The sequence below is a fragment of the Allobosea minatitlanensis genome, assembly GCF_964020775.1.
The window spans coordinates 1,338,820-1,352,437 of the sequence record NZ_OZ224509.1; the positions used below are offsets into that span (position 1 = coordinate 1,338,820).

Below are 13,618 nucleotides of genomic sequence, written 5' to 3' on the forward strand. Positions count from 1 at the left end.
CATGCAGGCCTCCTCCCTCCCGCTCGACCTGCGCATGCTCGCCGCCCATCTGCGCCGCTGCGCCGCCGCCGACCTCGGCATGGCGCCGCAGGAATGCGCCCGCGTCGCCGTGCTCGTCCATCAGGCGGCACACGAGGCCGACGCGATCGTCGCCCAGGCGGCCAATGTGCCGGAGCTCGAGGACGAGCTCCTGGCCGTCGCCCATGATCCCGGCCGGGCCGAGCCGCCCGTTCAATCCGGCTATCAAGCGGCCTTGAAGGCCCAGCAGCTTCAGCTCCAGCGCGCGCTGGATGCGGCGGGGCCGGTGCCTGTCTCGCGTCCCGGTCTCGCCGCCCTCGCCATGCCGGTTGGCGACACCAACGTCGTCACCTTCCCGGTCGCGCCCCATCACGGCGGAGACGCGGCATGATCCGGCCCTTCCACACCCTGCCGGACATCATGGAGCTCGGTCTGCTGGTCGCGAAGATCCAGAACGGCTCCGGCGCCGATCGCGAGGTCAATGCCGCGGTGATGGCGCTGTTCTTCACCCGGGAGAGCCGCCACATCGGCGCGCGCTGGGACGATACCGACGAGCCGGTGAAAAGCGATGTCTGGGTCAATCCGCTCACCGACGAATGGGTGAGTACCGGCCCGCGCGAGTTCACCCGATCGCTCGACGACATCCTGCGCACCATGCGCGAGTTCCTGCCCGGAGCATCCTGGATGATCGACGCCAACCAGGGCGTCTCGCCGGGCGCGATGCTTCGTTCCGGCGACGATATCCGGATTCGCAGGGCCCCGACGCCCGAGCGGGCGCTCCTCACCGCCTTCCTGGTCGTTTGCGACCAGCTGCAGAGGGCCGCGTCATGAGGCATCTCGTCACCGTCAACGCGATCATCGACGCGGTGGCCGCCGCCACCGGCCTGACGCGCACCGATCTGGTTGCCGATCGACGAACCGCCGAGATCGCCGAAGCCCGCAACACGGTGTTCTGGCTCGCCCGCGAGCTCACCGACCTGTCCTATCAGACGATCGGCGACGCGGTCGGCCATCGCGATCACGGCTCGGTCATCGCCGGCTGGAACCGTGTCGCCGAGCGCCGGCGAACCGATCTCGACTTCAGGGTCTCCACCGACGCCCTCTTCGGCGTCCTGCGGGCTCTCGAAGGCAACAAGCTGCTCGCCGCCTCGACTGTCGCCGATCCGCTCGGCACGGCCCGCCGCATCATCGCCAGCCCGGCCCGCGAGGCCGTGCGCGTCCCCGTCATCGAGATCGTCGCCATGGCCCGGCTCATCGTCGAGTTGCTCGGCACGACCGACCCCGAACTGTCCCTTACCACGGAGAATTCCGATGCAGCCTGAAACCGCCGTGCAGCGCACGATCGCTGGCAAGGCCCTCTTGACCGCCCTCGCCAAGCTCGAAGGCGCACCGCAGCCTGTTCTGCCCTGGGACAAACTCGATCAGGAGGAACGCGAGCGTTGGTGCGCCGCTGGCGAGGACCTGCTGACCGAGATCGGCCTGACCGCGCTCGCCGAGGACGTTATGGGCGAGCAGAAGGCCATGAAGGCCGGTATCGTCGAGGTCGGCGCCGAGAAGTTCATGCGCGATGCCAAGGGCAACCTGATCGCCCTCGGCCTGATCAAGCCCCAGCGCCTGCTCGAGGACGAGATGGTGCGCAAGGTGATGCACTTCGCCCGCGAGCTCTCGGACCAGGTCCGGCGCTTCAAGGGCCACACCTTCGCGGATCTCGCTGCCTTCCAGTCGCTGCTCGAGCAGCAGTATGGCGCCAAGGCCGGCGGCGCGAAGGGCAACGTCACCTTCACCACCTTCGACGACACGATGAAGGTCGAGATGAAGATCGCCGACCAGATCGCCTTCGGCCCCGAGCTGCAGGCGGCGAAGAAGCTGGTCGACGAGTGCCTGAAGGAGTGGGGCGCCGACAGCCACGAGGCCCTGCGTGCCCTGGTGACCAACGTCTTCAGCGTCGAGAAGGAAGGCCAGATCAACCGCGGCGAGCTGTTCTCACTGCTCGCCATGGAGATCGCCGACGAGCGCTGGCAGCGCGCCATGGAGGCGATCCGCGACTCCATCCGCGTCATCGGCACCAAGGCCTATCTGCGCTTCCGCATCCGCGACGAGGACGGCGCCTGGTCGACGGTGACGATCGACCTCGCGGCCGCGTGAGGGAGGCCGAGATGTCCGCTGACCGCGACAACGAGGTCTGTGCCCCTCTCATCAACGCGCTGTCCTTCCAGATGACCGCCTCGCTTTTCGAGGAGATCCAGAAGTTCTCGGCCGAGCATGGCGAGACGGTTGCTGTCTCGATCGCGCTCGACGCTGTGCTGATGTCGGCGGCCTCGCTCCTGAAGACGGCCGTCTCCAATCGCATGGTCCGCACGACCATGCCGTATCAGGCGGTGCTGCATTCGCGCCTCGACGAGCTGCTGGCGATGGAGTTCCGCGTCCACTCCATGCGCCCGGACGGCTCCTTCGAGCCCACCGGCCAACCGATCAATTGAGGAGGAAGCCGTGAGCAACCTCATCCTCGTCAAGATCGTCGGCGAGCCCTGGCTCTCCCGCGCCCGCGAATACCGCGAGCAGATGATCGCCTTCACGACGGCCTGGTCCGACTATGCGCGCTCGCTCGGCGCCACGGGCCTCACGAACGCATTTCCCGGGCATCGGATGCGCGGCCTGTTCTTCGAGAAGGCCCCGCCGCCGGCGGGCTGGAAGAAGCCCGACCGGAAGGGCTTCGCCACGCCGAAGAAGGGCTCGCCGGCGGCGGAGGAATTCGCCCGCCTGCCGGTGAAGCCGAGGAACAAGCACGTCTTCGGCGACGCCATCGTTTGCGATCTCACCTGGGAGGCGCCTAACGGAGCCTGGGGCGGCGGCGCCATCGGCTTCATGATCGAGGGCGTCTCGATCGGCTGGGTCGGCGATGTGCTGATCGCGCGGATCCCGCATGCCGGCCGCGCCGCGGCCGAGCACCTGGCGCGCCATCCCGACCATATCATCCGCCATGGCGCGGCGGATTGGACCATCCCCGACGGCCTCGTGGAGATCAGCCAGGCCGAGCTTGACCTGCTCGATGCCCAGTATCGGCTGGCGCGGGAGAGGGCTGCGTCATGAGCATCCTCTTCTCCAAGGCCAAGGCCGGCCAATGCCGCTGGATTGTCTGCGACGCGGTCGCTCCGGCGCCGACGCGCAGGTCGGGTGTCATGCCCGATCTCTTCGGCGGCCGCCGCGTCTGCGGCCGGGCCGTCTCCGGCGCGACCAGCTACTGCCTCGGCCATCGCCTCGTCGTCTACGCCCCGGTCGAGAAGACGCCGGCGCCCGCGCTCGACTTCACCGTCGTGCGCCGCGCGCCCGAGCCCGAAACCCAGCCCGAACTGACGGAGATCTTCGGATGAGCGAGATCCGCGCGATCAGCGCCATTCCCCTGCCGGCCGACATCGCCCCGGGCGAGATCGGCCCGCGCCCGACGATCGTGCGGATGAACCCGGCCGATCTTTCGGTCGATGCCAAGTACCAGCGCGAGCTCTCGCGCAAGTCGATCACGCTGATCCACAAGCTCGTCAGCGGCTGGGATTGGCGCCGCTTCAAGCCGCCGGTGGTCGCCCGCGTCGGCGAGAGCTGGCATGTCATCGACGGCCAGCACACCGCGATCGCCGCCGTCACTCACGGCAGCATCGGCGAGATCGACGTGATGGTCGTGGACGCCGAGGAAGGCATCGACCGCGCCAAGGCCTTCATCGGCCACAACCGCGATCGCGTCGCCATCACCAACACCCAGATCTTCTTCGCCGCCGCGGCCGCCGGCGACGAAGACGCCCTGACCGCGATGCAGGTCTGCGAGCGCGCTGGCGCCACCATCCTGCGCAACCCGACGCCCGGCCGGCCCTTCCGCCCGGGCGAGATCATCGCCGTCTCGGCGCTCGTCAGGCTGATCAAGCGCCGCTCGGCGATGAAGGCCCGCATTGTCGTCGAAACCCTCGTGAAGGCCCGTGCAGCCCCGATTTCCGCGGACCTGATACAGGCCGTCGACCTCGTCCTGCATGACGAGCAGTACGAGGGTGACCTGCTGGCCGAGGATGTCGTCTCGACGCTGCTGAAGCTCGGCCCGGCGCTGGAGCCGAAGGCCTACGAGCTCGCGCTGGCCAAGAAGCTGCGCCGCTGGCGCGCCATCGCGATCGTCATCTTCCAGAACACGAGGAAGCGCCGTGGATCAGTTCGCGCGGCTTGAGGCGCTCGAAGCCGAGAACGGCCGGCTGCGCGATCGCGTCGCCGAGCTGGAGGACGCGCTCGGCTTCACCATCGACATGCCGGTCTATCTCGGGCTGAGCCAGACGGAAGCGAGGCTCTTCGGAGCGCTGATGAGGCGGCCGGTCTGGTCCAGGGAACAGCTCATGGTGGCGCTCTACAGCCACCGCCCGGACGAGCCGCCCGAGATCAAGATCGTCGACGTCTTCATCTGCAAGATCCGGCGGAAGCTGAAGCCGCTCGGCATCGAGATCGAGAACCTCTGGGGCCAGGGCTATCGGCTGGCGCCGGCGATGCGCGATCGCGCTCTCGCGATCATCCAGCAGAGGGCCGGGCAATGACCGCGCCGAAGATCTCGCTCGCCCAGCAGCTCGAGGCCGTTGAATTCGCGCTCCGCCGCCAGCAGAGCCTGTGCAACGGCGCGAAGAACATCCGCGAGCTCCGCCCGGCCGCCCAGGCTCAATACGACGCCGATCGCCTCGAGGCGGCCGTGCGGACGCTGCGCTGGCTGCAATCGCACGAGCCCGAGATCCGCGCCTTCCTGAAGCTGCCGGCCGAAGCGCGCGAGGCGGTGCTGAAGCACGGCGAGACCATGGCGCAGATGTGCCTCGAACTCGCGAAGACGGAGGCGATCGCCAAGGCCGGGGGGCCTGTCCGCTGATGGTCGCCTATTCCTTCAACCGCCGCTTCGCTGAAGCGATCGCGATCTGCCATCCCTTCACGGGCATCGTGAAGCGCCAGACCATTCGCGCCCCGCGCAAGCGCCATGCCCGGCCCGGTGAAACGCTCCAGCTCTATCAGGGCATGCGCACGAAGCACTGCCGGAAGATCATTCCGGATCCGGTTTGCGTGGACATCCGGCCGGTCGAACTCTTCATAGAACAGAGCTATGTCCGCTTTCTCGACACCGGCCTTGCCTTCGGCATGACCGCCTTGCTCGATGATTTCGCCCGCCAGGACGGCTTCCTTGACTGGGCGGATCTCCAGGCGTTCTGGCGCGCAGCGCATCCCGCTCCGGTCGGATTGCCGCCTGCGTTTTCGGGCATGCTCATTCGCTGGGAGCCGGCTCGATGACCCAGCGCGCCTTCGCCTTCTCGCCGGCCGTGGCCGCGCAGCGCACCGAGCCGCCCGACTCGCTCGACTTCTTCCCGACGCCGCCCTGGGCGACGCGCGCCTTCGTGCAGCATGTCGCGCTGCCGATCCTCGGCGCGCGGATCTGCGACACGGTGCTGGAGCCGGCCTGCGGCGAGGGACACATGGCGGAGCCTTTGGCCGAGACCTTCTACAGCGTCGCCGCCAGCGACATCCACCCTTACGGCTATGGCGGCGTCGCCGACTTCCTGCTGGACGCGCCGGCCGGCTTCGATCCGGCCGATTGGATCATCACGAACCCGCCCTTCAACGCGGCCGTGGCCTTCGCCTGGACGGCGCTCGGCATGGCGCGCCGCGGCGTCGCCCTGCTCGTCAGGACACAATGGCTGCACACCGATGAGCGCTACCAGCTCTTCAGCCGCCGCGCGCCCTCGCTGATCGCCTATTCGGTGGAGCGGATCCCGATGCACCGCGGCCGCTGGGAGCCGGAGGGCTCGTCGGCCACGGACTATTGCTGGGTCTGCTGGTCGCGCGATCTCGCTCCGCGCGCGCCGGTCTGGATCCCGCCCGGCCAGCGCAAGGCCCTGACTCGCCCCGGTGACGCCGCCCGCTTCGCCCGGCCGGCCGCGGCGCCGCTCCTCGAGCCGGGGGAATGACCATGGCAAAGCTTCCTCAGAGCTGGCGCGACCTGACCTCTGCCGAGCTCGAGCAACTGCTCGATCTGCGCGAGCCGTTGTTCTCCGTCGCCGATCTCATCTTCGCGCAGTGGATGGCCGCCTGCCGCAGAACCGATATTGCCCGGAAGGCGGAGATCGAGGCCGAGGACGCCTATTTCGACGCCTGGGAGCTCTCGATCAAAAACCGCACCGGCAAAACCCTGCTGGCGAGCGAGGCGGCGGAGAGGCGTCGCGATCGCTATCGGGTGCGGGCGCGCCGCGCCGAGCGTGAGCAGGAACGGCTCTATGCCGCCTATCGCGCTGCCGCAGAGGACGCCTGACCATGGCCCGCTTCCTCGCGCCCCGTCCCGCTCCCTCCGACGCCGCCGCCATCTCGGCGCTGCTGGCGAAGGAGGATCTGCGCCGGGTCGACGAGGAGCGCGAGCGGCTGATGGCGGTGATCGCCCGCGTCGCGCCGCGTCGTTCCACCATCGTTGAAGGCGAGTTGAAGCGGCTGACGAAGCGCCGCATCGCGCTCCTCGCCGCCATCGCGAGATCAAGCCGATGAGCACCCATCCCGCCATGCTGCGCAAGATCCAGCTCGCCCGCCGCGAGCTCCGGCTCCAGGAGGCGGAGTATCGCGGCCTGCTCGCCCGCGTCGCCGGCACGGACAGTGCCCGCGACCTGTCGGACCGGCAGGCCGGCGCCGTCATCGCCGAATTCAAGCGCCTCGGCTGGCAGCCGCGCGAATCGACCAGGCCGCCGGCCGAGCGCGCCGACATCCGCAAGATCTACGCGCTCTGGGGCGCGCTCCATTCAGGCCCGCTCGATCGCGACGCCCTGCGCGCCTGGACGAAGGCCCGCTTCAAAGTCTCGGCGCCGGAATTCCTGAAGCCGCCGGCCGCGCGCCAGGCGATCGAGCAGCTGAAAGCCTGGCAGCAGCGCCTCACCGACGAACGGGCCCAGCGATGATCCGCGTCACCGACCACGCCTTCGTCCGCTTCCTCGAGCGCTCCGGCGCCGCCGATGTCGATGAGCTGCGCGCCATGATCGGCCGGTCGCTGGAGCGCGGCCGGCGCCAGGCCGAGCGCGCCGGCATCACCGACTATGCCATCGTCGCCGATGGCCTGCGCTATGTCGTGCGCGGCAATGAGCTCGTCACCGTGCTCCAGGATTCGATGCGGAGGCGCCGGTGACGCGCCCCGGCTGGCCCGATCTCCCTCCGCTGCTCGCCGAGATCGCCGAGGTCGCCGGCCTCGACGCGGCGCTGGCGATCGCCGAGGCGAAGGGCGGCCAGCAGGTCTTCATCGTCGCGCATCTGCGGCCGGACAACTGGCTTGTCCGTGCGGTCGGGCTCGACAAGGCCAGGGTCGTCAGCGATCATTTCTGCTCGGGGCGGCTTCGCCAGAAGTTGACGATCCCGCTCGGGCCTGCTGGAAGTTACCAGGCGCTGCGCCGGCGCACAGCGCGGGCGCTGGAAGAGGCGGCTTCCCGCGGCGCTTCGGCCAACCAGATGGCCGCGGCCGCCGGCGTGACCACGCGGACCGTGCACCGCTTCCGGTCCCGGCAGCGCCAGCACAACAGCCGCGATCAGCTCAAGCTCCTGTAGCCACCCCTGACGCCCGTCAGGGGCGTCTCTGACATCCTTCGGGGGCACTCTGCACCAGAATTCCGGGCACGCGCCCGGCGCGGAGCAGCCCTTGAAACTCGTCTGGAACTGGAAGCGCGTGCTGAAGCACGCCTGGTCGATCCGCCTCATCGTCCTCGCGGGCGTGTTGTCGGGCGCCGAGATCGCGCTGCCGCTCGTGCGCGAGGTGATCGACGTGCCGGCCGGCGTCTTCGCGGGCCTCTCCTTCGCCGCCACCGCCGGCGCCTTCATCGCGCGCCTGGTCGCGCAGGAATCGGTCTCGGGGGCGTCCGGTGGCGAGTAGGCGCGCCAAGATCGCCATCGCCGGCGCCGCGACCGCAATCACGCTGGCGACGACGGCGCTGATCCAGCCCTGGGAGGGGCTGGTCCTCTCGTCGCATTGGGATCGCTACGCCAAGATCTGGGATATCTGCATCGGCGAGACGCGGATCGACGGCAAGCCCGTCCGGCCCGGCATGCGGTTCACGGCTGCGGAATGCAAGGCGATGCTGAACAAGCGCGTCATGCAGGACTACTACCTGCCGCTGACGCGCTGCATCGCCGGCTTCGACGACAAGCCCAAGAGCTGGCGGGCGGTGGCGATCTCGACGGCCTACAACCTCGGCGTCGGCACGATCTGCAGGTCGACGGCGGCGAACCTCGCCCGCCAGGGCCGATACCGCGAGAGCTGCGAGGCCTTCACTCGTTTCAACCGAGCCGGTGGACAGGTCGTCGAGGGGCTGAGGCGTCGCCGTGAATATGGCGACGCGCAGCGCATCGGCGAGCTCGAGCTGTGCCTGGAGGGCCTGTGATGAGCCTCCTGCTCAAGCTCATCCCCGAGCCTTACGCCACGCTCCTGCTGGCCGCCGCCGTCGCGGTCGCATGGCTCTACGGCGATCTCACCGGCAGCGCGCGGCAGGCGCAGAAGGCTGAGATCGCGCGCCAGAAGAGCGAGATCGCCACGCTCAGCCAGACCGTCGAGACGATGGAGCGGCAACGGCAGGCCGCGATCGAGATCCAGACGAAGATGGCGCAGCGCCTGTCGGAGGTCCGCGTCGAAAGCCAGAAGCGAGAGAAGCAAACCAATGACCTCGTGGAACAGCTTCGTGCGAAGCCTGCTGCCGGTGCTTGCCTGCTCGATGATGCTCGCCGGCTGCGGCTCCAGGCCATCCGCATTGGACCCGCGGGCGCCCATTCCGGAGCTCGATAGCAAGGTGAGGGAGTCCTGCACGGATCCGGGCGTCGATCGGAACGCCGAGGTCGCGATCGCCGAGCATCGGCTGGCGCTGGCCGATTGCGAGGACAAGCGCGCGCTGGCGGTGGAGGACGGTTACCTGGTCCGCCAGCACTTCGGATTGGGGCGGCCCTCGGCCGTGGATGGAGTGGAGCGGTGAACGACGTGCTGACCTTCCTGCAGGCCTATGGCGGTGTGCTTTCGCTGCTCGGCTCGCTCGCCGTGCTCCTCCTCTCGACCAAGTTCGTCACGCGCGAGGCCCATGCAGCCGCCCTCGGCGAGCGTGACGGCCGCATCAAGGCCCTGGCGGACAAGTTCGACGTGCTCGACGACCGGGTCTTCCGCGTTGAATCCGAGATCAAGCATCTGCCGGACAAGGATACGGCGCATCGCATGGAGATGGCGATCAGCCGCCTCGAGGGCCGCCTCGAGACGATGGACGAGCGCCTGAAGCCGGTCGCCTCGATGGCGAGCCGGATGCAGGACTTCATGATCGAGCAGGGAGCGCGCGCAGCATGAGCTTCGACCGTCTCATGCGCGAGGAGGCGCGCCTGATCATCCTGCGCTCGCTCGAGGAGCAGGCGGACGGCCGGCTGAATTCCGAACTGCTGCGGCTCGGGCTCGAAACCTTCGGCATCAGCAAGAGCCGCGACTGGGTCCATGACGAGCTCAACTGGCTGCGCGACATGAGCGCCGTCACCCTGGTCGAGGCCGGTACGGTCCGCGTCGCCCAGATCACGGCGAAGGGCTCCGACCATGTCGCGCGCCGTCTCGTCATCGAGGGCGTGAAGCGTCCGTCGCGCCCGGGAGCCTGACATGGCGGCGAAGCGCGGGCGTCTCTCTTCCATCGACCTCCTGCCGATCGAGGCTGAGGAGGATGTCGCCTGGGCCTTCGGCGAGCTGCGCGCCCGCAAACAGACGCAGGACGATATCCGCGAGGCGCTGAACCTGCGCCTGAAGCTGAAGGGCATCGCGCCGATCTCGGCCTCGGCCTTCAATCGTGCTGCGGTGCGCACCGCCCGCATGGCGCATCGCCTCGGCGAGGTCCGCGAGATGGCCGCGGCGCTGGCGACGAAGTTCGAGGACGGCGGCGACGAGGATCTGACGCTGATGGTCTCGGAGACGCTGAAGACGCTTGTCTTCGAGATGCTCGAGAACGCCGGCAACCTCAAGGCCAGCCCGCTCACGGCCGAGATGATGGCGAATTTCGCCACCGCGATCAGCGCGGCCGAGCGGGCCAAGAAGATCAGCGCCGACACCCGCAAGATGATCGAGCGCGATTTTGCCAGGAAGGCCGACGCCGCGATCGAGAAGGTCGGCACCTTCAAGGGCCTGTCGCCGGAGGCGAAGGAAGCCTTCAAGCGCGAGCTCTTCGGGGTGCGCGATGGCTGACAGCGACATCCTGAAGGCTGCGGGCCAGGCGCTGCGCCAGGGCGTCACGGCCGCGATTGGCGATGTCGATTCCCGACCGAGTCGCGGCGAGTGGATCGAGATCCGGACCGAGCAGGGCCGCGCGACGCCGGCAGACTGGCGCGAGACGCCGGCACTGCTCGGCTATCAGCGCAAGATATCGCTCGCCTGCGAGCTGCACGACGTCGTCTTCGTCGAGAAATCCCGCCGCACCGGCGCCACCTGGGGCGCCGCGGCCGATGCGGTGCTGCGCTCGGCCTCGCCGCGGAACAACGGCGGCATGGACACGCTCTACATGGGCACGTCCCACGACATGGCGAAGGAGTTCATCGACGCTGCGGCCATGTGGGCCCGGCTGTTCGAGAAGGTCTGCGGCGAGATCTCGGAGACGCTCTTCGACGACGGCTCCGAGAAGGGTGTCCAGGCGCTCAAAATCGACTTCGCCTCGGGCTTCTCCATCGTGGCCCTGTCGTCGAAGCCACGCAGCCTGCGCGGCCGCCAGGGCTTCGCCATCCTCGACGAGGCCGCCTTCGTCGACAATCTCGCCGAGCTGCTGAAGGCGGCGCTGGCGTTCCTTATGTGGGGCGGCAAGGTGCTGGTGATCTCGACGCATAACGGCGTCGACAACCCCTTCAACCAGGCGATCACCGATATCCGCGCCGGCCGGAAGAAATACGGCCTCGTCCGCTTCGACCTGGACGATGCACTGAAGGACGGCCTGTTCGAGCGCATGTGCCTGGTCAACGCCCACAAGCACGGCGAATGGTCGGCGGAGAAGGAGGCCGACTGGCGCGAGAAGCTGCTTGGCGAATATGGCGATGGCGCCGACGAGGAGCTCTACTGCATTCCAAGCCAGGGCTCCGGCGCCTGGCTGCCCGGCCCGTTAATCGAGGCACGGATGCACGACGCGCCGGTTCTGCGTCTGTCCTTCCCCGAGAGCTTCAACCTCGAGTCCGAGCATAGGAGGCGCGCCGAGGTCGATCGCTGGATCGAGGAGGAGCTCCTGCCCGTGATGCGAGCGACGCTCGACGAGAACCTGATGAGCGGCTTCGGCATGGATGTCGGTCGCCAGCGCGATCTCTCGGTGCTGTGTCCCATGCAGATCACGCGGCTGATGCGCCGCGTCGTGCCCTTCGTCGTCGAGCTCTTCCGCGTGCCCTTCCAGCAGCAGGAGCAGATCCGCGACGCCGTAGTCCGCAATCTGCCGCGCTTCATCGGCGGCCGTACCGACGCCACCGGCATCGGCGCATCCCTGGCCGAATCCGGTCTGCAGAAATTCGGGCCGCAGATGGTGGAGGTGAAGCTCTCGACCGAGTGGTACCGGGTCGAGATGCCGCCGGTGAAGGCGGCCTTCGAGGATGACATGATCGCCATCCCGCGCGACGCCGAGGTCGGTGCGGACCTACGCGCCTTCAAGATGGTGAAGGGCATCGCCTGCCTGCCGCATGTCCGAACGGCTGCAGGTGCCGGCGGCATGCGTCATGGCGATGCCGGCATGGCGATCGTGCTGGCCTATGCGGCAACCAGGCAGCCCATGGACGCCTACGGCTACCAGTCGGCGCGGAAGGGCTTCGAGGAGATCACACGTCGGGATCCCAGGCACTGGTCACGGCCCGACCAGGCGCACGACGTCATGATGCCGGGTCGGCGCGACGGTCTCTGGTGAGGTGACACATGGCTGACGCTTTCCGCTGGCTCGACGCCTATGGCGTGCCGATGCGCATCAACCGGGCGGCGCTCTCGAGGGAACGCGCCGTGCCGGAGCTCACCGGCATCCGTCACCAGTTCGACGAGGCGGTCGCGCCCGGTCTCAACCCGGCGCGCCTGGCACGGACGCTCCGCGACGCTGCGATGGGCGAGGACTACGACTTCCTGACGCTGGCCGAGGAGATCGAGGAGCGCGAGCCGCATTATCGCTACGTGCTCGAAACCCGGAAGAACGCGGTCACGTCTCTCAATGCCCAGGTCGATCCGGCCTCGGAAGATCAGCGCGACGTCGAGATCGCCGATTTCCTGCGCAACAACGTGGTGGAAACGCCGGCCTTCCAGACCTTGCCCGACATGCTGATGGATGGCCTCAACAAGGGCTATGCCCATGTCGAGACCATCTGGGAAACCGGATCGGCATGGATCCCGCGCCGCTACATCTGGCGGGATCAGCGCCTATTCCAGTTCGACCGCGAGACTCGCAGCCAGTTCCGCCTGCGCATCCAGGGCGAGCCGGATGGCGTGCCGCTCGATCCGTTGAAGTTCATCACCCATGTCCCGCTGCTGAAGATGGGCCTGCCGGCGCGCAACGGCCTGGCGCGGGTCGGCGCCTGGTCCTTCATGCTGAAGAGCTTCAGCATGCGCGATTGGGCCCAGTTCCTCGAGATCTACGGCATGCCGCTGCGGCTGGGTAAATACTCGCCCGGCTCCTCGGCCGACGATCGCGCCGTGTTGCTCTCGGCCGTTCGCAATCTCGGCCGGGATGCCGCTGCCATCATCCCGATCGGCATGGAGATCGACCTCATTGAGACCAAGGGCTTCAGCGACAAGCCCTTCGAGAGCAATGTCCGCTTCATCGACGAACAGGTCTCGAAGCTGGTCATCGGCAAACCCGGCGACGGCACGGCCTCGAGCAAGGCCGGCGAGGAAGTGCTCGACAAGGTCCGCGCCGATATCCGCAAGTCCGATGCGCGCGACCTGCAGCTGACGCTCATGGAGCAGCTGATCCGCCCGGTGGTGGATCTGAACTTCGGGCCGCAGAAGGCTTATCCGAAGGTTCACTTCCCCATCCCGGAGCGGAAGGATCTGCAGGTCTGGGCCAATGCGCTCGCCCAGCTCGTCGATCGCGGCCTCGAGGTCGAGCAGAGCCAGATCTACGACGTCGTCGGCCTGAAGGAGCCGGCGGCGGGCGCAAAGCTGCTTCGGACGCCTTCGGCAGCTGAGGCGGGTGCCGGCAAGCCGCCCGGAGCTGGCAGGCCTCCGCCGCAGACTCCGGTCGAGAAGGCCTCTGCCTATCGGCTGGACCCCCGCATCTGCCTGTCATGCGGCCCGGCCCGGCTTGCCGCCGACGATCCCGAGGCTGATCCCGACGAGGTCGAAGAGCTCGTCGCCGAAGCGCTCGATGGCTGGCAACCGGATCTCTCGCCGATCGTCGCGGCGATCCGGGCCGCGGCCGACGAGGCGAGCTCCTACGAGGAATTTCAGGCAGCCCTGAACCGGCTCGGAACCGATCTGCCGGTGCAGCGCCTGGCGCGCCGGCTGGGCATTGGCGCGATGATCGGCCGGGGCCGTGGCGATGCCGGTCTCGACTGACAGCGGACCCGGCCTCCCGGAAGGGGCCTGGATGGCCCACAGGACGTTGAATTCCAGTTT

The 13,618-nt window shown here is 68.3% G+C and carries 26 protein-coding genes; all 26 read left to right on the forward strand.

The window, feature by feature from the left end; all coding sequences use genetic code 11:
• The first annotated feature begins 1 nt into the window (after position 1).
• The 26 genes from ACWH43_RS06465 to ACWH43_RS06590 all read left to right on the forward strand — a co-directional run bounded on the left by ACWH43_RS06465 (position 2) and on the right by ACWH43_RS06590 (position 13,558).
• Positions 2–409 (forward strand): hypothetical protein, encoded by a 408-nt coding sequence (locus tag ACWH43_RS06465; protein ID WP_448153423.1) that lies wholly within the window; start codon positions 2–4, stop codon positions 407–409.
• Complete coding sequence (locus ACWH43_RS06470) at positions 406–849, forward strand: hypothetical protein (protein WP_260347628.1); 444 nt, start codon at positions 406–408, stop codon at positions 847–849. The genes ACWH43_RS06465 and ACWH43_RS06470 overlap by 4 nt, the downstream gene beginning before the upstream one ends.
• Complete coding sequence (locus tag ACWH43_RS06475) at positions 846–1,340, forward strand: helix-turn-helix domain-containing protein (RefSeq protein WP_260347629.1); 495 nt, start codon at positions 846–848, stop codon at positions 1,338–1,340. The genes ACWH43_RS06470 and ACWH43_RS06475 overlap by 4 nt, the downstream gene beginning before the upstream one ends.
• Positions 1,330–2,163 (forward strand): DUF3164 family protein, encoded by an 834-nt coding sequence (locus tag ACWH43_RS06480; RefSeq protein ID WP_260347631.1) that lies wholly within the window; start codon positions 1,330–1,332, stop codon positions 2,161–2,163. The genes ACWH43_RS06475 and ACWH43_RS06480 overlap by 11 nt, the downstream gene beginning before the upstream one ends.
• Before the next feature lie 11 nt (positions 2,164–2,174).
• The gene (locus tag ACWH43_RS06485; RefSeq protein WP_260347632.1) at positions 2,175–2,498 is read left to right on the forward strand and encodes a hypothetical protein; all 324 of its coding nucleotides are present in this window, start codon (positions 2,175–2,177) and stop codon (positions 2,496–2,498) included.
• 10 nt (positions 2,499–2,508) lie between these two features.
• Positions 2,509–3,108: a hypothetical protein gene (locus ACWH43_RS06490; protein ID WP_260347633.1), complete on the forward strand. Its 600-nt coding sequence runs from the start codon at positions 2,509–2,511 to the stop codon at positions 3,106–3,108.
• Positions 3,105–3,389, forward strand: coding sequence for a hypothetical protein (locus ACWH43_RS06495; protein ID WP_260347634.1), 285 nt, complete (start codon positions 3,105–3,107; stop codon positions 3,387–3,389). The genes ACWH43_RS06490 and ACWH43_RS06495 overlap by 4 nt, the downstream gene beginning before the upstream one ends.
• On the forward strand, positions 3,386–4,222 hold the full coding sequence (locus ACWH43_RS06500; protein ID WP_260347635.1) for a DUF6551 family protein: 837 nt from the start codon (positions 3,386–3,388) through the stop codon (positions 4,220–4,222). The genes ACWH43_RS06495 and ACWH43_RS06500 overlap by 4 nt, the downstream gene beginning before the upstream one ends.
• Positions 4,200–4,580 (forward strand): winged helix-turn-helix domain-containing protein, encoded by a 381-nt coding sequence (locus tag ACWH43_RS06505; RefSeq protein WP_260347636.1) that lies wholly within the window; start codon positions 4,200–4,202, stop codon positions 4,578–4,580. Before ACWH43_RS06500 ends, ACWH43_RS06505 begins: the two co-directional genes overlap by 23 nt.
• The gene (locus tag ACWH43_RS06510; protein WP_260347637.1) at positions 4,577–4,900 is read left to right on the forward strand and encodes a hypothetical protein; all 324 of its coding nucleotides are present in this window, start codon (positions 4,577–4,579) and stop codon (positions 4,898–4,900) included. Before ACWH43_RS06505 ends, ACWH43_RS06510 begins: the two co-directional genes overlap by 4 nt.
• Entirely contained in the window at positions 4,900–5,313 is a 414-nt protein-coding gene (locus ACWH43_RS06515) for a hypothetical protein (RefSeq protein ID WP_260347638.1), read from the forward strand. Before ACWH43_RS06510 ends, ACWH43_RS06515 begins: the two co-directional genes overlap by 1 nt.
• The gene (locus ACWH43_RS06520; RefSeq protein WP_260347639.1) at positions 5,310–5,987 is read left to right on the forward strand and encodes a hypothetical protein; all 678 of its coding nucleotides are present in this window, start codon (positions 5,310–5,312) and stop codon (positions 5,985–5,987) included. The genes ACWH43_RS06515 and ACWH43_RS06520 overlap by 4 nt, the downstream gene beginning before the upstream one ends.
• 2 nt (positions 5,988–5,989) lie before the next feature.
• Positions 5,990–6,328, forward strand: a complete 339-nt coding sequence (locus tag ACWH43_RS06525; protein WP_260347640.1) for a hypothetical protein — start codon at positions 5,990–5,992, stop codon at positions 6,326–6,328.
• Positions 6,329–6,330: 2 nt separating this feature from the next.
• Positions 6,331–6,555 carry a hypothetical protein gene (locus ACWH43_RS06530; RefSeq protein WP_260347641.1) on the forward strand — a complete coding sequence of 75 codons (225 nt, stop codon included), beginning with the start codon at positions 6,331–6,333 and terminating at the stop codon, positions 6,553–6,555.
• Positions 6,552–6,959 carry a regulatory protein GemA gene (locus ACWH43_RS06535; RefSeq protein ID WP_260347642.1) on the forward strand — a complete coding sequence of 136 codons (408 nt, stop codon included), beginning with the start codon at positions 6,552–6,554 and terminating at the stop codon, positions 6,957–6,959. The genes ACWH43_RS06530 and ACWH43_RS06535 overlap by 4 nt, the downstream gene beginning before the upstream one ends.
• On the forward strand, positions 6,956–7,183 hold the full coding sequence (locus tag ACWH43_RS06540) for a hypothetical protein (RefSeq protein WP_260347643.1): 228 nt from the start codon (positions 6,956–6,958) through the stop codon (positions 7,181–7,183). The genes ACWH43_RS06535 and ACWH43_RS06540 overlap by 4 nt, the downstream gene beginning before the upstream one ends.
• Positions 7,180–7,596 carry a helix-turn-helix domain-containing protein gene (locus ACWH43_RS06545; protein ID WP_260347645.1) on the forward strand — a complete coding sequence of 139 codons (417 nt, stop codon included), beginning with the start codon at positions 7,180–7,182 and terminating at the stop codon, positions 7,594–7,596. The genes ACWH43_RS06540 and ACWH43_RS06545 overlap by 4 nt, the downstream gene beginning before the upstream one ends.
• 91 nt (positions 7,597–7,687) lie before the next feature.
• Complete coding sequence (locus ACWH43_RS06550; protein WP_260347646.1) at positions 7,688–7,918, forward strand: DUF7940 domain-containing protein; 231 nt, start codon at positions 7,688–7,690, stop codon at positions 7,916–7,918.
• On the forward strand, positions 7,908–8,426 hold the full coding sequence (locus tag ACWH43_RS06555; protein ID WP_260347647.1) for a lysozyme: 519 nt from the start codon (positions 7,908–7,910) through the stop codon (positions 8,424–8,426). Before ACWH43_RS06550 ends, ACWH43_RS06555 begins: the two co-directional genes overlap by 11 nt.
• The gene (locus ACWH43_RS06560; RefSeq protein ID WP_260347648.1) at positions 8,426–8,824 is read left to right on the forward strand and encodes a hypothetical protein; all 399 of its coding nucleotides are present in this window, start codon (positions 8,426–8,428) and stop codon (positions 8,822–8,824) included. The genes ACWH43_RS06555 and ACWH43_RS06560 overlap by 1 nt, the downstream gene beginning before the upstream one ends.
• A gap of 4 nt (positions 8,825–8,828) precedes the next feature.
• On the forward strand, positions 8,829–9,008 hold the full coding sequence (locus ACWH43_RS06565) for a hypothetical protein (protein WP_260347649.1): 180 nt from the start codon (positions 8,829–8,831) through the stop codon (positions 9,006–9,008).
• On the forward strand, positions 9,005–9,367 hold the full coding sequence (locus ACWH43_RS06570) for a DUF2730 family protein (protein ID WP_260347650.1): 363 nt from the start codon (positions 9,005–9,007) through the stop codon (positions 9,365–9,367). Before ACWH43_RS06565 ends, ACWH43_RS06570 begins: the two co-directional genes overlap by 4 nt.
• Entirely contained in the window at positions 9,364–9,663 is a 300-nt protein-coding gene (locus tag ACWH43_RS06575; protein WP_260347651.1) for a VpaChn25_0724 family phage protein, read from the forward strand. Before ACWH43_RS06570 ends, ACWH43_RS06575 begins: the two co-directional genes overlap by 4 nt.
• Position 9,664: 1 nt before the next feature.
• Positions 9,665–10,240 carry a DUF3486 family protein gene (locus ACWH43_RS06580; protein WP_260347653.1) on the forward strand — a complete coding sequence of 192 codons (576 nt, stop codon included), beginning with the start codon at positions 9,665–9,667 and terminating at the stop codon, positions 10,238–10,240.
• Complete coding sequence (locus ACWH43_RS06585; RefSeq protein ID WP_260347655.1) at positions 10,233–11,924, forward strand: terminase large subunit domain-containing protein; 1,692 nt, start codon at positions 10,233–10,235, stop codon at positions 11,922–11,924. Before ACWH43_RS06580 ends, ACWH43_RS06585 begins: the two co-directional genes overlap by 8 nt.
• Before the next feature lie 8 nt (positions 11,925–11,932).
• On the forward strand, positions 11,933–13,558 hold the full coding sequence (locus tag ACWH43_RS06590; protein WP_260347656.1) for a DUF935 domain-containing protein: 1,626 nt from the start codon (positions 11,933–11,935) through the stop codon (positions 13,556–13,558).
• Positions 13,559–13,618: the final 60 nt, after the last annotated feature.